This is a genomic window from Microbacterium shaanxiense (assembly GCF_054779995.1).
Genome location: NZ_BAAGXE010000003.1, coordinates 104,341 through 125,221 on the forward strand (window position 1 = coordinate 104,341; position 20,881 = coordinate 125,221).

Sequence of the window (20,881 nt, forward strand, 5' to 3'; positions counted from 1 at the left end):
TACGGGCAGTTGATTCGACATGTGTCTATATTGACATCCATCGAATCAAGACGCAACCGGACGCAAGCCGATCTGCAGGACGGCGGGTGCGGCGCAACAGCTTCCCGCGTCGTCACCGAAGTCGCCGGACCCGCCGCAGACTCCGGTGTCCGGCAGGACGAGTTCGTTGCGTGCGGCAGCCTCGTGGTCGCCCGCGAGGTGGGCAGTGACGCTGCGGACCTGCTCATACCCCGTCAGTGCGAGGAAGGTCGGGGCGCGTCCGTAGGACTTCGCCCCGACGATGAAGAAGTCCGGCTCCGGCTGCACGAGCTCCCTGACCCCGGTCGCCCCCACCGAACCGCACGAGTGGATGTTCGGATCGATCTCGGAGGCGATCCCTGCGACGGCGTCGAGGGTCGGATCGAGGTCGATGCGCAGTTCACGCAGCAGTTGCACGTCAGGACGGAACCCGGTCAACGCGAACACGTGCGCGACGCCGGAGACCTCGCGTCCGTCTTCGGCCACGACCGTGAGCACGCCGTCGTCGCGCCGGAACTCAGCCACCCGGAAGCCTGTCATGAGGTCGACAAGACCGTCATCGATCGCATCGCGGGCTCGCGATCCGAGCGCCGCGCGCTCTGGGAGCTCGTCGCCGAGTCCGCCGCCGAAGACGTTCGCAGCGCTCCCCCGGCGCAGCATCCACGTCACCCTCGTACCGGGCGATCGCCGTGCCAGTTCGCTCAACCGCAGGACCGCATGGGTTGCCGAATGCCCTGCACCGACGACCACGACGTGCGATCCGGCGAGTGCGGAGACGTCATCCGGAATCCGGTACGACACCGACGCCTGCGCCTCACCCGGAGCGGGGAACCCGTCTGCGCCCGCCGGGTTGGGCAGAGCCCAGGTGCCGCTCGCATCGATCACCGACCTGGCGATCAGCCGGGTCTCGTTGCCGTCCCGATCGATCACGTGCACGACGAACGGCTGATCCCTGCGCCCGCCGTCGACGACCTTGTCCCGCCCCTGGCGAGCGATGCCCGTCACCGTCGCGGCGTATCGCACGCGCTCCCCGAGGATCTCTGCGAGAGGAGCGAGATAGTCGCGCACCCATTCGTCTCCGGTCGGGTACCCCGAGACGGGAGCGGACCATCCGGTGGGCTCGAGAAGGCGTCGGGCCGCCGCATCCGTCAACTCCGGCCACGCGGAGAACAGACGCACGTGACCCCACTCGGTCACCGCGGCCGCCGGCCCGTCGCCGCTCTCGATGACGATGACCTCGACACCGCGGTCGACGAGGTGCGCCGCTGCGGCAAGGCCCTGCGGGCCCGCTCCGATGACGACGACGGGATGCTCTGACATCACAACTCCTCAGATTGAAGTTCTTCGATATGAAGACTGTCACTCATCTATCGATGAATGTCAATACGTGCAAGAATACGGGTGTGAGCCTTCCGACCACCATCGACGCGAGCACCTGCTGCGTGCCCCGCGTAACGTCGTCATTGACGACCGAGGACGCGGAGCGGGTGTCGCGTGTGTTCAAGGCCCTCGGCGATCCCACCCGCGTCAGACTGCTCTCGCTCATCGCAGCCGGCGACGGCGGCGAGGCATGCATCTGCGACCTCACAGAGCCGGTCGGACTCTCCCAGGGCACGGTCTCACACCATATGAAGCTGCTCACGGATGCGGGGCTGGTCACACGGGAGCAGCGGGGCAAGTGGGCGTACTTCGCCCTCAACGACGGCGCGCTGGATGCCGCCGCCGCCGCGCTCCGCCCGGCATGACCGCTGTGCAGTCGCCCTCCCGTCTGGGTGGCCGACTGACCGCGCTCTCCGTCGGGCAGGTCATCAGCTGGGGCATCCTGTTCTACGCGCTCATCGTCGCCTCGCCGGCGATCGCGCAGGACACGGGCTGGCCGGTCGCCCTCGTCACCCTCTCGTTCTCCTCCGGACTCATCGCCTCGGCCGTCGCGGGCGTCTTCGTCGGGCGGTGGCTCGACGTGTACGGTCCCCGCCTCATCATGACCATCGGCAGCGTCGTCGGCCCGATCGGGGTCACCGTCGTCGCACTCGCGCCGGATCTCGCGGTGTTCACCGGTGGATGGGTGATCGCCGGCATCGCCCAGTCGGCGGTGCTCTACCAGGCGGCCTTCACCGTGATCGCGCGCCGGTACGGGGATCGCCGACGCGGCGCGATGACGATTCTGACCCTGGCCGGCGGGCTCGCATCCACGATCTTCGCGCCCGTCGTCGCCGGGCTTCTGACGATCACCGACTGGCGCACGACGTTCCTGATCCTCGCCGCAGCGTTGCTGATCACCACGGTGCCGCTGCACTGGTTCAGCCTCGAGCGCAGGTGGAATCCGGTCGTCCACGACGGCGATGAGAACACGCACTCCGTGAGCTCGGTCATCCGCACGCGACGATTCTGGATGCTGGAGGCATCCATGCTCGCCCTCTCAGCGGCCCTGTTCAGCGTGACGCTGGCGCTGATCCCGCTGTTCACCGAGAAGGGCATGAGCTACGAGCTCGCCGCATGGGCTCTCGGCCTTCTCGGGGCGGGTCAGGTGATCGGACGGCTGCTCTACGTCGCCATCCCGCACACCGCAGCGCCCTGGATCCCGCTCGCCGCCACTGCCGGTCTCAGCGCGGCGTTCCTCGCCCTCCTGGCGCTCGTCCCCGGACCGCCGTGGCTGCTCATCTCGATCGGCATCGCCGCCGGCGCCGTCCGCGGTGCGCAGACGCTCGTGCAAGGCTCGGCTGTGGCAGACCGGTGGGGCACGCGGAACTACGGGGCCATCAACGGCGTGTTCGCCGCCCCCATCACACTTGTCGGCGCCCTCGGCCCCGCGCTCGGTCCGCTTCTCGCCGTCGCGACCGGCTCCTATTCGGCGATGGCCCTCATCGCCGTGGGGCTGGCCGCCCTCTCGCTCGCGTTCGCCCGCTTCTCCTGACCGCGCTCATCCGCGGGCGAAGCGCACCGTGACGATCTGGAACGGGCGCAGCTCGAGCCGCACGCCGTCGCCGTCGCCGTCGCCGTCGCCGTCGAACGAGACTCCGTCGTCGGCGACCTCGCGTTCGAGCAGGTCGGTCTGACGCGCCGCGGTGAACGGGAATCCGGTGGTGAGCATCGCCTTCGCCCTGGTCCCCAGAGCTTCATATGCGCGCACCACGACGTCGCCGGTGCCGTCCTCGGCGAACTTGACCGATTCGACGACCACGCCGGGATGATCGACGCTCACGAGCGGCTCGATCGCATCGACCGCGGTGTTCTGGAGACGGCGGGGGGGGAGGTTGATGTGATACCCCTCGGCGATCGTCTCGGCGACATCCGCGCCGATCACCAGTCCGACCCGCAGCTCGTGACGCCCCTGGTCCTGCGTGGGATCGGGGAACAGGGCCGAGCGGATGAGCGACAGCCGTGCGATCGTGATGGTGCCGCCGCGCTCATCGCGCCGTTCGCGGGTGATGTCGTGACCATACGTCGAGTCGTTCACGATCGCGGCGCCGAAGTCCGGCTCTGAGACCCGGATCCATCGGTGTGCGACTGTCTCGAACCGTGCGGCATCCCAGGACGTGTTCGTGTGCGTCGCGCGTTCGATGTGCCCGAACTGGATCTCCGACGCGGCGCGATCGGTGTGCAGGTCGAGGGGGAAGGCGAACTTGAGCATCTTCTGCTTCTCGTGCCAGTCCAGTTCGAGGGCGAACGACAGCACCCGCGAGCCCTCGCGCAGGCTGATGCGCTCGATGACTGCGGACGCCCCGAACCGGCGCTCGACGACGAGGGCCGTCCCGTCGACGTCGATCGAGACCGCTTCGGTCAGATCGGTGACGGTGTTGCGATAGTGCACGTCCACGTCCCAGGCATCCCACTGCGTCGGGGTGTCCCGGTGCAGTTGCAGAAGGCCCGCGGGGCGGCCGGGCATCACGAGGTCCCGGCCCGTGGCGATGTCGACAGCAGAGACGACCAGGCCGCGGTCGTCCACAGTCGCACGGACGATGCCGTTGTCGAGCACCCATCCCGCGGTGCCCTCGCGGCGAGGAGCGACCTCCTCGGCGTCACCGTCGGCGCCGGCGCCGAGCGCTGCGACGCCCTCCCTGGCGTGCGGGGACGCGTTCGCGACGAGTGCCATCGCGCCGTCGCCTGCGAGCGCCCGCAGGCTGTCGGAGATGATCTCCTCGAGCTCGCGCGCCACGAAGGCGTAGTTGCGTTCGGCGTCCTGATAGACCCATGCGATCGATGATCCGGGGAGGATGTCGTGGAACTGCTGCAGCAGGACGGTCTCCCAGACCCGCTGGAGGCGCTCGGCGGGATAGGGGATGCCGAGCCGGACGCTCGCCGTCGCGGCCCAGAGCTCCGCCTCGCGCAGCAGGTGCTCGCTGCGCCGATTGCCCCGTTTGGTGGCGAGCTGGCTCGTGTACGTGCCGCGGTGGAACTCGAGGTACAGCTCTCCCGACCACACCTCGGGGTGGGGGTACTCGGCCTCAGCGGTCTCGAAGAACTGCCGTGGCGTGCTGTGCACGACGCGAGGCGACCCTTCGAGCGATGCGGTGCGCGCGACCGCTGCCGTCATCTCGCGCGTCGGCCCGCCGCCGCCGTCGCCGTAGCCGTACGGAAGGAGCGAGACCGTGGCGCGGCCCTTGTCGGCGAAGTTGCGCTCCGCGTGGGCGAGCTCGTCCGCTGTGACACGGGAGTTGTAGGTGTCGACGGGCGGGAAGTGCGTGAACAGTCGAGTGCCGTCGATCCCCTCCCATTGGAACGTGTGGTGCGGGAACTTGTTCGTCTCGTTCCAGGAGATCTTCTGCGTCAGGAACCAGCGCGTGCCGGCCGCCCTGGCGATCTGCGGCAGTGCTCCCGAATAGCCGAACGAGTCCGGAAGCCATGCTTCGGGGGTGTCGATCCCGAATTCACGGAGGAAGAACGACTTGCCGGCGACGAACTGCCTGGCCATCGCCTCCGACCCCGGCATGTTCGTGTCGGATTCGACCCACATGCTCCCGACCGGTATGAACCTGCCCTCCGCCACACGCGCACGGATGCGCTCGAACAGGTCGGGGTAGTACTCCTTGACCCACGCGTACTGCTGCGCGCTGGAGGCGACGAAGACGAACTCAGGGTCCTCATCCATGAGGGACAGGACGTTCGAGAAGGTCCGCGCCACCTTGCGGACCGTCTCGCGCACGGGCCACAGCCATGCGGAATCGATGTGCGCGTGCCCGACCGCGTGCAGGGCGTGGGCGGACGCGGAGGCCGGCTTCGCGAGCACGGGAGCGAGGACGTCGCGCCCTGCGCGCGCGGTCCCGGCGACGTCATCGGGGTCGACGACGTCGATCATCCGCTCCAGGGCGACGAGTATCTCGGCACGCCGCGGAGATCCCTCGTCGAGCTCCTCGGCGAGGCCGCGCAGTGCGAGCGTGTCGGCCAGCAGATCCGCGACCTCGAGGTCGCGGAGGCGCACGTCGATATGGCGCAGCGTGTAGATCGGGTCGCCGCCCGCCGTCGCGAGATCGCCGACGGGTGTCGGGTCGAACGAGAAGAGGCTTCCGACGTCCGGATTGGACGCCGCCTCGATGTAGACGTCCACGTGGCCGTCGTGGTCCACCGCCTCGGCGACGGCGTTGTTGAGCGGGGCGATCCCTCGAACGGGTCTGCCGGCCGCATCCCACACCATCGCCTCGCACTGGAATCCCGGCTGTCCCTCGGTGAAACCGAGATCGACCACGAGCTCGGCGCGCGTGCGCGACGGCAGAGAGCCCTCGGCATCCCGCCACGACGCGGGGACGACGCCCTGCAGGCGGAACCACGTCGTCCCCCACGGGCGCCCCCACAGGTCGCCGGGAGCGATCGGCGTGTACTCGCTGGCCGCAGCCTCCGCGAACGGCACCGGCTCGCCGGCGGCGTCCCAGCGTGCGGTTGCGATCGGCGCGGATGCACGGTGGATGCGAGTGCGCAGGCGCTCGCGGATGAAGCGATCGACGCGGAGGAGGGCGAGTCGGGAACGGTCGTGCATGGAGGCTCCTTAAGGAGGTGAGGGGTCGGGGTCAGCCCTTGACAGAACCGGCGAGCGCGAATGACGAGCCGGAGAGCTTCTGGACGATGACGTACAGGACGACCATCGGTGCCGCGTAGAGCACCGAGTACGCCGCGAGCTGGCCGTAGGCGATCGAGCCGTACTGTCCGAAGAAGTTGAAGATGGACACGGCGGCGGGAAAGCGGTCGGACGTGAACAGGAGCACGAACGGGACGAAGAAGTTCCCCCACGCGCCGGTGAAGACGAAGATGAACACCACGCCGATGCCCGGCCGCATGAGCGGCACCACGATGCGCGCCAGCGCCTGCATCGAGCTCGCGCCGTCGACCCAGGCTGCCTCTTCGAGCGAGATCGGCACGGAGTCCATGAAGTTCTTCAGCATCCAGATCGCCATCGGCAGCGACGTCGCCGACATGAACACGATGACGCCCCACGTGGAATCGAGCAGGCCGAACGACACGAACAGGGAGTACACCGGAACCATCATGGCCGTGATCGGCAGACCGGTGCCGAAGAGGATCGCGTACATGAACGGCTTCTGGTACCTGGCCGCGTACCGCGACAGCGGGTAGGCCGCCAACAGCGAGACCAGCACGGTGATGACGGCGGTCCCGAGGGATATCAGCACCGAGTTGAGCAGCGGCAGCCAGGTGAGCTCCCACGTCATGACACCCGTGTAGTTGTCGAGCGTCCACGACTCGGGCACCCGCATCGAGACCGTGGCATTCGCATCGAACGACGCGAACACGACCCACAGGAGCGGAACGAGGAAGAGCACGCCGATGATGCTCAGGATGATGGATGCCGTCACCGTGTGGGCTCGTCTGCGCGGGGCCGCCACACTCAGCGACTTCCGCCCGGGGGCGACGAGCGTGCGCGTCTCGGTCATGGTCTGAACGGCCATCTCAGTCGACCTCCGGCTTGAGCACACGAATGTAGATGATGGAGAAGACCGCACCGATCAGGAGAGTCACGGTGGCGATCGCCGTGCCGTAGCCCACCTGGGCGAATTTGAAGGCCTCCTGGTACGCGAGCACGGGCAGCGTCGCGGATGCCGTGCCGGGCCCACCGCCGGTCATCACCCAGATGAGCGTGAACACCCCGAGGGTCTGGAGGGTCGTCAGCAGCAGGTTCGTGGAGATCGATCGTCGGATCACGGGCAGCGTCACCTGGATGAACCGCTGCCAGGCCGACGCCCCGTCGATCGTCGCCGCCTCGATGAGGTCGGGCGGCACCTCGGCGAGCGCCGCGTTGTACACGAGCATCGAGAAGGCCGTGCCGCGCCAGATGTTCGCGACGATGACCGACAGCATCGGAAGGTAGTAGAGCCACGCGGTCTGCTCCATGCCGAACCAGCCGAGCACTGAGTTGAGCGTGCCGTCCTTCGCGAAGAAGGCGTAGAGCGCGAAAGCCGCCACGATCTCGGGGAGCACCCAGGCCAGGACGACGATCCCGCTGACGAAGGATCGCACGGGCCGCGCCGAGTTGCGCATGAGCACGGCCAGGAGCATTCCGAGCACGTTCTGTCCGATGACCGCTGACGCCAGGACGAAGACGACAGTGAGGACGACGGAGTTCCAGAACTCGGCGGAGCCCAGCAGCTCGATGTAGTTGTCGAGTCCGACGAACTGCGGGTTCGCCGCACGCGGTCCGGTGAGCGCCCGATCGGTGAGCGATCCGTACAGCGAGTACACGATCGGACCGAGCATGAAGGCGGCCAGCAGCAGCACCGCAGGGACGAGCGGCAGAAGGCGGAAGAGCGCGCGGCTCGGGCTGCGCCCGGGCCGCGCAGCGGCGACGGCGGTCATGAGACGATCAGCCCGCCTGCGTGTTCTCTTCGCCGACGATCCCGATGAGCGCCTCGTCGTACGCGCGTTGCGCGTCCTCCGGTGAGGACTGCCCCGTGATGACCGACTCGGTCGCCACCGGGATGTTCGATGAGATCTGCGAGTAGTCGGGCGTGGCCGGCCGGAAGTGCGTGTACTCGACAAGCGACGAGAAGAACTCGAAAGAAGGGTTGTAGTCGAGGTACTCCTGGCTCGAGGCCACGTCGGAGCGCACGGCGATCTGTCCTGCCTCCTGGTGGTAGGTGAGCGCGTTCTCGGGCGTCATCGCCTGGGCGATGAAGTCGAATGCCGCCTGCGGGTCGTCGGCATTGGCTCCCACGGCGAGCGTCCATCCACCTGACATGGAGGTGAAGCCGTCGCCACCGCCGTCCTGGGTCGGCATGGCGGCGAGCCCCATGGTGTCCTCCCACTCCGGCCATGCGTTGTCGCCTGCGATCCATCCGCTCGGAAGCCATGAGCCGTCGATCGCGATCGCCAGCTCGCCCTGCGGGATGAGCTCGTTCTGGACCTTGGATCCCCATCCGGGATCGAGTGCCTCCGCGGGATCAGGAGCCAGCCCCTCGTCGAAGGCGGTCTGGTAGAAGCCGAGGGCGTCGAGGAATCCGGCCGATCCGGTCACCCACTTGTTCGACGATGAGTCCATGAGTTCGTCGCCGGTGCCGTACATCAGCATCTCGAACCCCTGCATCGACGTGGCCTCCCCGAGGGTCTTCGATGCATAGATGTTCAGCGGTGTGACATCCGGATTGCTCTCCTTGATCGCGCGAGCCGCGTCGAGGATGTCCTCCCAGGATGTGGGCTTCCAGTCGGTGGGGAGATCGGCGGACTCGAAGAGATCCTTGTTGAAGTAGATGCCGCGGGTGTCGGTGCCGAGAGAGACCCCGTACGTCTTGCCGTCATCGCCCACACCGGCCTGCTTGGCGCCGTCGTCGTACAGACTCCAGCCGTCCCACTCGGTCAGGTAGTCGTCGATCGGAAGGAGGTAACCGGCCGCGGCATCGGAGCGGATCTGGAACGTGTCCTCGTAGATGACGTCGGGTGCGGTGTCGGGCGAGCCGTTCATGAGTGCGAGTTTGGTGAAGTACTGATCCTGCTCGGCTTCGATCGGCACGAGCTCCACCTTGCGGTCGGGATACTCCTTCTCGTACTCGGCCTTGACCGTCTTCATGAGGTCGTCCATCGCTGTGAAGGACGAGGTCTTCTGGTACGCGATGCGCAGGGTGTCGTCGCCGCTCGACGCGCCGCCCGAGCAGCCGCCCAGGGCGATGGTCAGGCCGCCGACGGCGAGGATGCTCAGTCCGGTCAGTGATTTCTTCATCGGAGCTCCTTTGCTCACTCTTGGAACGCAACATCGCGCCTGCATTATTCAAACATATTTATATATTCTGTCAAGCCTCATCATGCGTGCGCAGCCCGGTGTCAGCGCGCGCTGATCATCAGACCCGATGCACGGGCGGTGAACGCACCATCCAGCACGAGGCAGGCCGCTCCCGCTGCGGCCAGATCCGTGCCCAATCGCGCCTCGACGAGGCGAAGGGGACGCGTCGTCGTGATCTGCGGGATCGTGGGCAGAACAGCGCGCAGCACCGGTTCCAGCTGTTCGCCGAGCCGGCTCCACACAGGGCCGCCGATCACGAAGGTGCCGGCATCGAGCACGTTGTTCATCAACACGATCGCTCGCGCCAGCACCTCGGCCGCATGGGCGCAGACCGCGAGCGCGCGGGAATCCCCGCCCTGTGCGCGGGAGCGGAGATCGTCGATGGCTTCGCGCCTCGCTCCCCAGGGGACATCGAGCGAGGTGGTCATCCCTGCTTCGAGGAGGAGTCGCTCCGGGGCCACGGTGACCCCGAGGCAGCCGTGCCGGCCGCAGTGGCAGAGGGGACCGTCCGGGTCGACGACGAGATGCGCGATGTCACCCGCATTGCCCGTCCGGCCTCGCACGGCGTCGCCGTCGATGGCCACTCCGAGGCCGATGCCCGCTCCGTAGTACACCAGCGCGGCATCCGTGAGCGCGTGGTCCGCATCCGCCCAGAGTTCGCCGACCATGGCAGCGACCACGTCCTTCTCCACGACGACCGGCAGCCCCGTCGCCTCGATCAGGAGATCGCGCACCCGGGTGTGGTGCCAGTTCGGGAGCAAGGGCGGCGTCAGCAGCATCCCCGTCGCATCGTCGATCGGGCCGGGCACTGCGGTGCCTATGCCGAGAACCCGCTCAGGCGGCACGTCGGCTGATCTCAGGAGCGCATCCGTGTTCGAAGCGAGGGCGGCGATCAGGTCCGGAGTCGAGTCCGTGTCCTCTGGCGGAACCTCCATGTGCGCGACGACCGTCCCCGAGAGATCGAGCACGACGTACGTGTCCATCGACGGGTCGAGATGGATGCCGACGGCGAACCGTGCGCTGCTGTTCAACCGGAGCAGGGTCCGCGGTTTGCCGGGGCCGGCGACGACCCGCTCGCCTTCGACGATCAGCTCTGCGTCGGTGAGCCTGCGGGCGACGTTGCTGAGTGTCTGCGCCGACAGGCCGGTGAGCTCCGCGAGCTCGATCCTGCTCACGCCGGACGGCGACCGACGGATCATGTCGAGCACGAGGGTCTGGTTGTACGTCCCGACGGCGGGCATGTTGGATCCGCGTCTCATGGTTCCTCCCGAGCGCGCACTGTCGCTCTCGCAGACACTACCGTCACGCGCGGAATCAGACGCGACGGCGGGAGTCGAACCCGCAACGCCCTCAGGTATGAACTGGAGCCCGGGACCACCCGGATCGCCGCGATGTCATCGACGTTACCCGGCCGTGACTTTTCTGACCAGGGTCCCAACCTGAGATAACCGTATGAGTCACCGGATGTCGGCGCATTTCGGTGCGATCTAGACTGGAGGGATGAAGTTGCCACCCCTCCTCGTCTACTCCGTGCTGCGGCTACTGGCGTTCCTCGTGCCGCTCGCGGTGATGTGGCTCTTCTTCCCGATCATGCGCGAGCTCTGGTGGCTCACGGCGATCTTCGCCGCGTTGATCGGCATGAGCATCTCGATCCTGTTCCTCCGCAAGCCTCTCTCAGGGGCGTCATCCGAGATCTACCAGCGTCGCGAAGCCCGCTCGACGCCCGGCAGGCAGAGCTCCGCCGCGCAGGATGCCGACGCCGAGGATGCTGCGCTCGACGACGCTGCGGGCGACTCATCCGGCACTGCATCGAGCAACGCCGCGAAGAACGAGTGACCGCTCAGCCCACGAACGCCCAGTAGAGCGCACCGGCGTATGCGAGCGCGGTGAGCGATGTGAGCCCGAGCGCGACGACGAGCTCGCGCGACTGCCGATACGTCCACACGATGATGATCGCGGGGATGCCGGCGAGCAGGGCCATCAGCGACAGCCACGCGATCGGGTACAGCAGCGCGATGAACGCGGCGATCAGGAACGGCACGACCATGAACAGCGTGTAGACGATCTTCGTCGCACGGCGGCCGATGAGCACGGTGAGCGTGCGCTTTCCGACCGCACGATCCTGGTCGATGTCGCGCAGGTTGTTGGCCAGCAGCACCGCGCATGCGAAGAGCCCAGCGGCGACGGCTCCGAGCCATGCCTCCTGCGGCAGCTGGAACGCCTGCACCCATGTGGTGCCGAGCGTCGCCACGAGCCCGAAGAACACGAACACGAAGACCTCGCCGAGGCCGAAGTATCCGTACGGGCGCTTGCCGCCGGTGTAGAACCAGGCCGCGACGAGGCACACAGCGCCGACCGCCAGCATCCACCACTGACCGGTGCGGATGACGATCGCGAGGCCCACGAGGGCCGCAAGCGCGAAGAACGCCAGGCCGATGATCAGTACGGTGCGCGGACGCACACGACCCGAGGCGGTGAGTCGCGCAGGCCCGACGCGGTGGTCGTCGGTGCCGCGGATGCCGTCGCTGTAGTCGTTCGTGAAGTTGACGCCGATCTGGATAAGCACTGCGACGGCGAGGCACGCGAGGGCTATGACCCAGTGCAGTTCACGGTCGGCGAGCTGTGCAGCGCCGGTACCGATCACTACTGGAGCGACGGCGAGCGGCAGGGTGCGCAGTCGCGCAGCTCCGATCCAGTCGCGGGCCGTGATCGGCGGAGCTTCGACGATGGGCCGGCGGGCCGGGTTGCCACTGGTGCGCACCGGCTTCCGCCTCGGTGCCGATCTCTTGCGCTTCGAGGATGCTGCCACTCTCGAGATCTTAGTCGGCGCGCCGATGCGCCTACTGGTTGGGGTTGCTGTCCTTGCCGTCCAGCCACAGGGTGTCCACGGCATCCGCGTGAGTGCCACCGCTTCCGACGTGCTTGGCGCTGATCTGCGGGCCCTTCGTGATCACATGCACGAGCGCCATGCCGTGACCGCGGCCGAGGTCGTAATCGGCTTTCAGCCATTCGAGGATGGGCGTCGCCTTGGTGGACGCGTCGAAGCCCTTCTCTCGTGCGATGTCGACGAGCTGGCGGGGAGTGAGCCCGGTCTTGGTCTCGACGGCGTCGAGGTAGGCCTGAAATGACATGTCGTGTTCTCCTGGTCAGTCGAGGAACGTCTGGATGATGGTGGGCGATGAGTGGATGCCGAGGATGCGGAGTGCGCCCTCGCCGATGTTGGTGAAGCAGTGCGGCACGCGCGCAGGACCTGTGGCCGTGTCACCTGCACGGGCGACGAAGCTCTTGTCGCCGACGGTGATGCGCGCGAGGCCCTCCAGCACGACCCAGGTCTCGGAGTAGGGATGCCAGTGCAGGCCGGGGCCCTCGCCGGGCTGATTCTCCACATAGAAGTATGAGACGTCTGCTCCGTGTTCCGCACCCTCGAACCGGCGCGAGCGACCGGTACCGATGCGGATGTCGCCCGCGGCGACGAGTCCTTGTGCGACTGATGCGGTGTTCATGCGTCCAGTCTCGACAGCACGACGGCGTCGCCCTAGAGTTTCGATGTGGATCGAAACATCTCGCTCGATCGTCCGATCGAGGGCGTCGAGTCTCCCGCGCATCGAGTCGAGTTCGAACTCAGCCCTGGCGACATCCAGTCCGTGCGCTTCGGCGTATCGCCCGGTCACGAACTCGCGCATGCCGTGCGCGTGCTGCTGCGGCCGGAGCAGCATCCGTTGCAATGGGGTTGGCTGCGCGAGGTGCGAGATCGACTCCCCCGCGAGAGCTTCGCACTGCTCGCGGCAGTCATCGGCCGCGACGGATATCTGCCGGACTTCCTCACCGCCGCACCGCGCTGGGACATGACCCCCGAGGCCGAGCTCGACGCGTTGCGGTCGGCACCCCTCGATCCGATGCGCGTCGACTTCGAGAAGATGGTGCGTCGATCGACCGGATCCCGCCAGCGCGCCCTGCGGGAGATGCAGAAGCGACCGGCGCGCGCGCGAGCGATGATCACCGAGGCATGGCGGGACGTCTGGGATGCCGTGATGGCACCGGTGTGGCCGCAGCTCGAACGACTGCTGCGCGCCGACATCGCCGTCCGGTCGCGCACCATCGCCGCATCCGGCATCTCCGCGATGGCCGACGGCCTGCATCCCGATGTCAGCTGGGGCGAGGGAGCCGTGCGAGTGAGACTGCGCAGGCACAGCGAGCATGTGGACTGCCGGGGCAGCGGACTCGTGCTCGTGCCCTCGGTCATGTCGTCATCGGGATGCATGGTGCTCACAGAACCGCCCGCGCAGCCGACCCTGTTCTACCCGGCGCGCGGAGTCACGGCGGGCTGGGCGCGCAGCGCGACCGAGACCGCTGACGCGCTCGGTGCACTGCTCGGACCCGCTCGCGCAGAGATCCTGCTCGCGGCCCGCGACGCACGCACGACGTCGCAGGTCGCGCGGGATGCCGGCATAGCCGTCTCCACGGCGTCCCACCATCTGACGGTCCTGCGTGCCGCCGGACTGATCGCCAGCGAGCGCGACGGCGCACGGATGATGCATCTGCGCACTCCGCTCGGGGAGGCGATGGTCGGGGCGGGACTATGAGCCGGACTATGAGCCGTTCGACGGCTCAGGATCGGCGGGTTCAGGGACCGCCGTCGACCGCGATCGGGCGATTCTCGTAATACGTCTGCAGCACGACGGTGGTGTGGGTGCGCACGTTCGCCGCCAGGCGCACCTCGTTCACGAGCTGCTCGAGCGCGCGGGGCGATGCCACCCGGACGAACAGCATGTAGCTGGCGTCTCCCGCTATCGAGTGGCACGCCTCGATCTCGGTGAACGGCTCGAGCAGCTCAGGGGCATTGTCGGGCTGGCCCGGATCGAGCGGCGTGATCTCGATGAACGCCGACAGCGGTCTGCCCAGCGCCTCGGCGTCGAGGATCGGACGGTAGCCGCTGATCACGCCGCGGGATTCCAGCCGGCGCAGCCGCGATTGCACCGCCGAGCTCGAGAGCCCGACGGCCTCTGAGAGCTGGGCGAGAGTCGCGCGGGCATCGCGCGAGATCTCCGTGATGATCTGACGGTCGACAGCATCCTCCATAGTGGAATAATATCGGCATACTCACTATTTCGCCGGATATTTTCCGCTGAGCCATCGATCGGAGGTCCCGATGTCCACTCCTCTTCACACCACTGCCATCATCGGCGAGCCCGAGGTCGTCGAGGACGCCACTCGCGCGGAGACGAGCGATGCCTGGCTGAGCGTGAAGAGCGCCGCGCTCGCGCTGCGCGAACTGCAGATCAAGGACGGTTCGATCCCCGTCGCCGACCACCATGCAGACGCCCGCGCGCACGTGGCGGCGATCGTCGCCGGGATCCGGGCCCTCGCGCCGGCGTTCCCGCACGACGCGGAGTACCTCGCAGCATCCGTCCTCGACTTCGAGCGCTGGGCATCCGAGGGATTCGGCGTGCCGGACTTCCTCGATTCGCTGGTCGCCTTCCAGCCGCAGCAGCATCGCGTCGACGGCATCCGCCACCTCGTGGTCTTCCCGATGTACACGCAGAACGGCTCGCCCGACAGGCTCGTCGAGGCGCTGATCGTCGAGGCGATCTGGCCCGGGTTCATCGCCGAGCTCGAGGCCGGCGACTACGGAAACAAGCTGTTCGTCTCGCTGCGGCTGGTCGATTTCACACCGGGGTACGACACGAACTCCGCGGTGCTCTTCCCTGAGACCGTCGCGATGCGTGAGATCCCCACGTTCACCTGGGGCGCCATCTTCCAGGACCGCGAGGCCGCCCGCTATCGGCGGGTGGTGCGCGCGGCAGCCGAGATCACCAAGCTGGACCTTCCGGAGCCGGCGGCGCGGATGCTGGATGACCACGATCTCACGGAGAAGACGTTCGTGATGTGGGACATCATCCACGACCGCACGCACATGCGCGGCGATCTGCCCTTCGACCCGTTCATGATCAAGCAGCGGATGCCGTACTTCCTGTACTCGCTGGAAGAGCTGCGCTGCGATCTGACGGCTTTCCGCGAGTCCGTCGCGATCGAGAAGCGGCTCGCCGTGCGCGACGATCTGACCGCGACCGAACGGGAGACGCTGGAGCACGCCGGGCTCGTGCAGTACGCGGTGATCTTCGACCGGATCTTCCGCTTCGCGATCACGGGCTCGCGCGTGCGCAACTACGACGGTCTCGGCGGGCAGTTGCTGTTCGCGTGGCTGCACCAGCGCGGGGTGCTGCACTGGACCGACACGCAGCTCGCGTTCGACTGGGCAGAGGTGCCGGATGCCGTGATCGCGCTCAGCGACGCGGTGAACGAGCTGTACTGGCGTTCGATCGATCGACCGAAGTCGGCGCACTGGCTCGCCGCATACGACCTGGTGCGCTCGGTGCTGACGCCGCATCCGGCATCCGTGTGGGCGCGCGGGCTGTCCGACGAGGTGCTCTCCGGAGCGCCCAAGGGGTACACCGACCAGGTGCTGGACGACGAGTTCCCCCTGTCGATGTTCTTCGAGGCGCTGGAGAAGAAGATGCGTCCGGTGATCGAGTCGACGGCGGGGATCAGGGCGTCGGATGCGTAGCCACGGCGTGCACGTTCTTCGGAGAACTGCAGCTTCTTCGGAGGAATCGGGCCGATTCGTCCGAAGCACGTGCAGTTCTCCGAAATTGTTGCGCGTGCGTGGGGACGCCGAACTCAGACCTGGTGTGAGGGAAGAGTAACCATGACAGTGAACGGACGCGTCGTCGTGCTCGCGGGGGCGACGAGTGCTTCAGGGCTCGCCGTCACGCGTGCGCTGGTCGCTGCCGGAGCACGGGTGATCGCGACCGGGCGCTCGGCCGACCGACTGGCGGCACTGGCGGATGCCGGAGCCGAGGTCGTGATGGCGGATGCGACCTCACTCGCAGACATGACGACCCTGGCCGCGGATCTGCGCCAGGTCGATGGTGTCGTGTCCCTCGTCGGAGGGTGGCGTGGCGGCGGTGGACTCGCAGGACAGACGGACGAGGATTTCGACGCACTTCTGCCCGCGCTGCAGGCGGTGCGGGCGACGAGCCGCGCCTTCGATCAGGCACTGCAGGCGTCGGATGCCGGGCGCTTCGCGATCGTGTCGTCCACCGCCGTCGCGCGCCCGCTCGCTGGCGGGGCGAACTACGCTGCGGTGAAGGCGGCGGCGGAGGCGTGGGCGCGCGCCGTGTCGCACGGGTTCGCGAAAGCAGCGCGAGATGCCGGAGAGCCACTGAGTGCAGCATCCGTCGTCTTCCGTGCCAAGGCATTGGAACCAGTGGCGCTCGCGCGCGCCGTCGTCGGGCTGTGGGATGCGGATGCCGCGGCGCTCAACGATCGGGTGATCGAACTCGATTGAATGCGGACGCTACGCGCTGCAGTTCGTAGCACGCGCGGCACCGATCGATGTAGCGCCTGTCACAAAGTGGCGCGCAGGCCAAGACGTCACACGTGACCTCAATCGCGTGGGCTCGGGAACTCGGGAGCGATTCCGCGCACGGGTGGCGGCGCTTCCAGTCCCGCATCGTGAGATCCCGGGGCGTCCGTCACTGCCCCGGTCTCGGCGCCCTCGACCACGGTCCCGCTTTCAGCACCGGCGTCTGCCCCGCCGACCGGCTGAGCCGGCGCGTGCGCGTAGAGCTCGGTGAGCTTGCGGTACGAGCGGGTGAGGAATGCCAGCAGCGCCGCGACGACCATGATGAGACCCGCGAACAGGCAGACCAGCGCGATGCCGCGCGCCTCGCCCTCGCCCAGCAGCCAGCCCCACTGCTGCTGCCCGGCGTTCGAATCCATGTACGGGATGATCGCGAACTCGGCGATCGGCGCGATGAGGAACGCCGTGACAGGGGCGGCCGCGGCCTCCATGGCCGCCGCGACGCCGAACACGCGCCCCTGACGCTGGAAGGGCACGACCTTCTGGATGATGGTCTGCTCCGACGCCTCGACCAGCGGTATCAGCATCATGTAGAGCCAGATGCCGGCCGCGTACAAGGGCCACCACTCCCTGATCATGAACACCGCGCCGAGCAGCCCCATCACGATGACCGCGAGCAGCAGCGTGCGCATCGGCCGTTTCCCCAGGCCGAACTTCGCGATGAGCGCCCCGCCGATGAGGAACCCGGTGGACGTGACGCCCAGCACGATGCCCCACATCTCGACCGAGAACAGGGTCAGACCGTAGGGGTCCATCAGTGCCATGTACACGCCGCCGATGAGGTTGTTGAACGTCGAGAAGATGATGAGGGCGAACAGTCCGGGTGCGAGGCGGATCGCCTTCACGCTGCCGCGAAAATCGAGAGCGCTCGGAGAATCGGGATCGGGTTCGGGAGTGCCCTCCGGGATGCGGACGAACAGCAGATGCACGAAGCTGACACCCATCGCCACGATCGCGATCACGAGGGTGCCGCCCATGCCGAGGAACCCGATCGAGAGTCCGGAGAACACGCTCGTGACCATGAAGGCGATGCCCTGCACCGTGCCGACGAGGCCGTTCGCGTTCGCCCGCTTGTCCTCCTCGACCAGGAGCGTCACGGTCGTGGAGAGCGCGATGTTGCGCAGCTGCTCGATCACGCCGCCGAAGAGGATGATGCCGGAGAAGAGCCAGAACCAGGGTCCGCCCAGATTCAGCAGGTCGCTCTCGGGGAAGGAGAGGTACAGCCCGCCGGCGATCGCGAACGCGACCGCGGAGACGACGCTGGACAGCAGCATGACCGAGTGCTTGCGGTGACGGTCGACGATCGTGCCGAACACCATCGCGAAGAAGGCCACGAACAGCATGTACGCGCCGCCGATGATGCCGGTGGCCAGCACGGACTGCGTCTCGATGTACACCCAGAAGGTCAGGGCGAACCAGAGGAAGCTCGTCGTCACGTTGGCGATGAGCGTGTTGATGAGGACGTTCGCGAAAGCCGTTCCTGCGGCGGTGCGCTTCATGGGACACAGCGTATTCGCCACCGCCGACATCCGACATAGGCTGGTGCGGTGAGCACACTGCATGACCCCGCGATCCGGGGATTCGCGTCGGACAACTACTCCGGCATCCACCCCGAGGTCCTCGCGGCGATCGCCGCGGCGAACGACGGCCATCAGATCGCCTACGGCGAGGACGAGTACAGCGAGCGCCTGCAGGAGGTCTTCCGCGGCCACCTCGGCGACGGCGTGGAGGCCTTCCCGGTCTTCAACGGCACAGGGGCGAACGTGGTCGGACTGCAGTCGATGCTTCCGCGCTGGGGCGCCGTGATCGCGGCATCCACCGCCCACATCCATGTCGATGAAGGCGGGGCTCCCGAGCGGATCGGCGGCATGAAGCTGCTCACGGTGCCGACGGACGACGGCAAGCTCACCCCTGAGCTCGTCGACCGCGAGGCGTGGGGATGGGGCGATGAGCACCGCGCGCAGCCGCTGGTCGTCTCGATCACCCAGTCCACCGAACTCGGAACCCTCTACACGGCCGACGAGATCCGCGCGCTCGCGGACCACGCGCACGGCCACGGCATGCACCTGCACATGGACGGCGCGCGCATCTCCAACGCCGCTGCCGCACTCGATGCTCCGCTGCGCGCATTCACCCGCGACGCCGGCGTCGATGTGCTGAGTTTCGGCGGCACCAAGAACGGCGCGATGCTCGGCGAGGCGATCGTGGTGCTCAACCCGGAGGCATCGACCGGGCTGATCTTCGGCCGCAAGTACAACATGCAGCTGTCGTCCAAGATGCGTTTCGTCTCCGCGCAGCTCATCGCGCTGCTCGAGGGCGACCTCTGGCTGCGTAACGCTCGGCACTCGAACGCGATGGCGGCGCGACTGCGCGCGGGCATCGAGGCCGGTCTCGCGAACGGCTCCATCCGGGGTGTCGGGTTCACGCAGCCGACCCAGTCGAACGGCGTTTTCGCGACGCTGCCCGAGGGCGTCGCCGACCGGCTGCGCGAGTCGTTCCGCTTCTACGACTGGGATGCCGCGCGCAACGAGGTGCGCTGGATGTGCAGCTTCGACACGCAGGAAGCCGACGTCGACGCGTTCATCGCGGAGCTCGGACGCCTCACGACTTTGTGACCCGATCCTCCTCGCCGAGGCCCCCTCTGAACGCCGACGCCCCCTCCTGTCCACGTCAGCCCGAGGGGGCGTCGGCGACAAGAGGGGGCGTCGGCGATGGGAGAGATGGCCGGCGGTCAGTGTCCCGGTGTCGGGGCCTTGTCGTCGAGCAGGGCGTCCGCCTTCGCGCTGAAGAAGCGCGTCGCCCACATCATAGCGGCGGCGAGGAACGCGAACACGCCGAGCGAGACCACACCCCATGCGCCGCTCTCGGTGGGGACGGCCTCGTTGAAGCCCGTGCGCATGATGGGCGCCACGAAGCCGCCGAGGTTGCCCAGCGAGTTGATCAGGCCGATCCCGGTCGCCGCGGCCGCACCGGTGAGGAACGACGTCGGGAACGACCATGTGATGGGTCCTGCAGCGAGGAACGCGGACACGGCGATCGTGATCGCGAGCAGACCGATCAGTCCCTGACCGTTCGCACCCGCCCACGCCGAGACGAGGATCGCGACGCCCGTGATGACGAAGAACCAGGCGCCCCATTCCCGGCGGCGCTTGATCGTGTCGGCGTGCTTGCCGGCGTAGTAGCAGGCGAACAGGCCCACCGCCCACGGGATGGCGGAGACGAGGCCGACCTGCCAGCCGACATCCTGCCCGATCAGGCCCGAGACCTGCTGCGGCAGGTAGAACGTCGTGCCGTAGACGGCGATCTGCAGGCAGAAGTAGATGATGGTGAAGTACCAGACCTTCCAGTTCACCATCGCCGCGCCGATGCCACGGGGGCCGTCGGTCTCCTTGACGGCGTCCTCGTGCTCCATCACGACCCGCAGCGCGTGCTTCTCGTCGTCGGTGAGGAACTTCGCCTTCTGCGGCGAGTCCACCAGGAAGAAGAACGCCGCGATTCCTGCCACCACGGCCAGCATGCCCTCCACGAAGAACATCACCTGCCATCCGGCCCATGGCGTGACCTGCTCGCCGAAGCTGATCAGTCCGCCGGAGAGCGGAGCGCCCAGCATCTGCGAGAAGGGCTGCGCGAGGTAGAACAGGGCGAACATCTGCACGCGCCGCTTGTTGGGGAACCACTGCGAGAGGAACATGATCACGCCGGGGAAGAGCCCGGCCTCGGTCACACCCAGCAGGAAGCGCAGGATGATGAACATCGTCTCGCCGTTGACGAACGCGAACGCCGCCGCGACGATGCCCCACGTGATGGCGATGCGGGCGAGCCAGAACCGTGCGCCGAACCTGTTCAGCAACAGGTTCGAGGGGATCTCGAAGAGCGCATAGCCGATGAAGAAGATACCGGCGCCGAGCGCGTACGCACCGGCGGAGATCCCCCGGTCGGTCTCCAGCGCCGCTTCGGCGAAGCCGACGTTCGTGCGGTCGAGGAAGGCGACGAAGTACAGGATGATGAGCATCGGCATCAGGCGGAAGGTCGCCTTCTTGATGCCGCTGGCGAGATGAGGACTCGCCAGCAGGGACGGCGCGGTGGCGCCGGGAGTGGATTCGGACACGAAGAACTCTCCTTTGAGCGGGGTTCGGTTGTACGGCGTCAGCTGCCCAGCGCGGGGATGATCATGAAGAGGCCGGCGGCCACGCAGATCACTCCGAGCACCAGGAAGGCGATGC

Annotated in this window: 19 protein-coding genes and 1 tRNA gene; 7 read left to right on the forward strand and 13 right to left on the reverse strand. The window is 67.5% G+C overall.

Translation table 11 applies throughout. The features are described 5' to 3' along the window. Window positions 1–45: 45 nt before the first annotated feature. Window positions 46–1,338, reverse strand: coding sequence for an NAD(P)-binding domain-containing protein (locus tag ACYVG2_RS10120; protein WP_460780852.1), 1,293 nt, complete (start codon window positions 1,336–1,338; stop codon window positions 46–48). 83 nt (window positions 1,339–1,421) lie between these two features. Here ACYVG2_RS10120 and ACYVG2_RS10125 point away from each other — a divergent pair, with 83 nt between their 5' ends. Both ACYVG2_RS10125 and ACYVG2_RS10130 read left to right on the forward strand, forming a co-directional pair. Continuing rightward, a complete protein-coding gene (locus tag ACYVG2_RS10125) occupies window positions 1,422–1,763 on the forward strand; it encodes an ArsR/SmtB family transcription factor (protein WP_448964608.1) in 342 nt (113 codons plus the stop codon). Continuing rightward, window positions 1,760–2,932: an MFS transporter gene (locus ACYVG2_RS10130; protein WP_460780853.1), complete on the forward strand. Its 1,173-nt coding sequence runs from the start codon at window positions 1,760–1,762 to the stop codon at window positions 2,930–2,932. The genes ACYVG2_RS10125 and ACYVG2_RS10130 overlap by 4 nt, the downstream gene beginning before the upstream one ends. A 6-nt stretch (window positions 2,933–2,938) precedes the next feature. On the opposite strand, the gene ACYVG2_RS10135 is transcribed toward ACYVG2_RS10130, so the two are convergent. The 6 genes from ACYVG2_RS10135 to ACYVG2_RS10160 form a co-directional block, all read right to left on the reverse strand. Beyond that, on the reverse strand, window positions 2,939–5,989 hold the full coding sequence (locus tag ACYVG2_RS10135; protein WP_460780854.1) for an alpha-mannosidase: 3,051 nt from the start codon (window positions 5,987–5,989) through the stop codon (window positions 2,939–2,941). A 31-nt stretch (window positions 5,990–6,020) separates the two neighbouring features. Then, complete coding sequence (locus tag ACYVG2_RS10140; RefSeq protein ID WP_448964611.1) at window positions 6,021–6,914, reverse strand: carbohydrate ABC transporter permease; 894 nt, start codon at window positions 6,912–6,914, stop codon at window positions 6,021–6,023. A 1-nt stretch (window position 6,915) separates the two neighbouring features. Next, the gene (locus tag ACYVG2_RS10145) at window positions 6,916–7,818 is read right to left on the reverse strand and encodes a carbohydrate ABC transporter permease (protein WP_448964612.1); all 903 of its coding nucleotides are present in this window, start codon (window positions 7,816–7,818) and stop codon (window positions 6,916–6,918) included. A gap of 7 nt (window positions 7,819–7,825) precedes the next feature. Then, window positions 7,826–9,175: an extracellular solute-binding protein gene (locus tag ACYVG2_RS10150; RefSeq protein WP_460780855.1), complete on the reverse strand. Its 1,350-nt coding sequence runs from the start codon at window positions 9,173–9,175 to the stop codon at window positions 7,826–7,828. A gap of 101 nt (window positions 9,176–9,276) precedes the next feature. Then, window positions 9,277–10,494, reverse strand: a complete 1,218-nt coding sequence (locus ACYVG2_RS10155; RefSeq protein WP_460780856.1) for an ROK family transcriptional regulator — start codon at window positions 10,492–10,494, stop codon at window positions 9,277–9,279. 59 nt (window positions 10,495–10,553) lie between these two features. Further along, window positions 10,554–10,626 (reverse strand) — tRNA-Met (locus tag ACYVG2_RS10160). Window positions 10,627–10,735: 109 nt separating this feature from the next. On the opposite strand from ACYVG2_RS10160, the gene ACYVG2_RS10165 reads away from it, so the two are divergent. Then, window positions 10,736–11,071, forward strand: coding sequence for a DUF4229 domain-containing protein (locus ACYVG2_RS10165; protein WP_460780858.1), 336 nt, complete (start codon window positions 10,736–10,738; stop codon window positions 11,069–11,071). 4 nt (window positions 11,072–11,075) lie between these two features. Here the strand turns inward: ACYVG2_RS10165 and ACYVG2_RS10170 are convergent, their stop codons facing one another. Genes ACYVG2_RS10170 through ACYVG2_RS10180 form a run of 3 tightly spaced genes read right to left on the reverse strand, consistent with a single transcriptional unit; the run spans window position 11,076 to window position 12,738 of the window. Beyond that, on the reverse strand, window positions 11,076–12,044 hold the full coding sequence (locus ACYVG2_RS10170) for a 1,4-dihydroxy-2-naphthoate polyprenyltransferase (RefSeq protein WP_448964616.1): 969 nt from the start codon (window positions 12,042–12,044) through the stop codon (window positions 11,076–11,078). 31 nt (window positions 12,045–12,075) lie between these two features. Then, a complete protein-coding gene (locus ACYVG2_RS10175; protein ID WP_448964617.1) occupies window positions 12,076–12,366 on the reverse strand; it encodes a DUF4287 domain-containing protein in 291 nt (96 codons plus the stop codon). Window positions 12,367–12,381: 15 nt separating this feature from the next. After that, window positions 12,382–12,738, reverse strand: a complete 357-nt coding sequence (locus ACYVG2_RS10180) for a cupin domain-containing protein (RefSeq protein ID WP_460780859.1) — start codon at window positions 12,736–12,738, stop codon at window positions 12,382–12,384. 45 nt (window positions 12,739–12,783) lie between these two features. On the opposite strand from ACYVG2_RS10180, the gene ACYVG2_RS10185 reads away from it, so the two are divergent. Next, window positions 12,784–13,818, forward strand: coding sequence for an ArsR/SmtB family transcription factor (locus ACYVG2_RS10185; protein ID WP_460780860.1), 1,035 nt, complete (start codon window positions 12,784–12,786; stop codon window positions 13,816–13,818). Window positions 13,819–13,858: 40 nt separating this feature from the next. Here ACYVG2_RS10185 and ACYVG2_RS10190 read toward each other — a convergent pair whose 3' ends face one another. Next, entirely contained in the window at window positions 13,859–14,314 is a 456-nt protein-coding gene (locus ACYVG2_RS10190; RefSeq protein WP_448964620.1) for an Lrp/AsnC family transcriptional regulator, read from the reverse strand. 70 nt (window positions 14,315–14,384) lie between these two features. Between ACYVG2_RS10190 and ACYVG2_RS10195 the strand changes: the two genes are divergently transcribed. Together ACYVG2_RS10195 and ACYVG2_RS10200 are read left to right on the forward strand one after the other, a co-directional pair. Beyond that, window positions 14,385–15,800 (forward strand): DUF6421 family protein, encoded by a 1,416-nt coding sequence (locus ACYVG2_RS10195; protein ID WP_460780861.1) that lies wholly within the window; start codon window positions 14,385–14,387, stop codon window positions 15,798–15,800. Between the two features lie 141 nt (window positions 15,801–15,941). After that, window positions 15,942–16,583, forward strand: coding sequence for an SDR family NAD(P)-dependent oxidoreductase (locus ACYVG2_RS10200; protein WP_460780862.1), 642 nt, complete (start codon window positions 15,942–15,944; stop codon window positions 16,581–16,583). Between the two features lie 98 nt (window positions 16,584–16,681). Here ACYVG2_RS10200 and ACYVG2_RS10205 read toward each other — a convergent pair whose 3' ends face one another. Then, window positions 16,682–18,157, reverse strand: coding sequence for an MFS transporter (locus ACYVG2_RS10205; protein WP_460780863.1), 1,476 nt, complete (start codon window positions 18,155–18,157; stop codon window positions 16,682–16,684). A gap of 48 nt (window positions 18,158–18,205) precedes the next feature. Between ACYVG2_RS10205 and ACYVG2_RS10210 the strand changes: the two genes are divergently transcribed. Further along, window positions 18,206–19,273, forward strand: coding sequence for a threonine aldolase family protein (locus ACYVG2_RS10210; protein ID WP_460780864.1), 1,068 nt, complete (start codon window positions 18,206–18,208; stop codon window positions 19,271–19,273). A 116-nt stretch (window positions 19,274–19,389) separates the two neighbouring features. Here the strand turns inward: ACYVG2_RS10210 and ACYVG2_RS10215 are convergent, their stop codons facing one another. Continuing rightward, entirely contained in the window at window positions 19,390–20,766 is a 1,377-nt protein-coding gene (locus tag ACYVG2_RS10215; protein ID WP_460780865.1) for an MFS transporter, read from the reverse strand. Window positions 20,767–20,881: the final 115 nt, after the last annotated feature.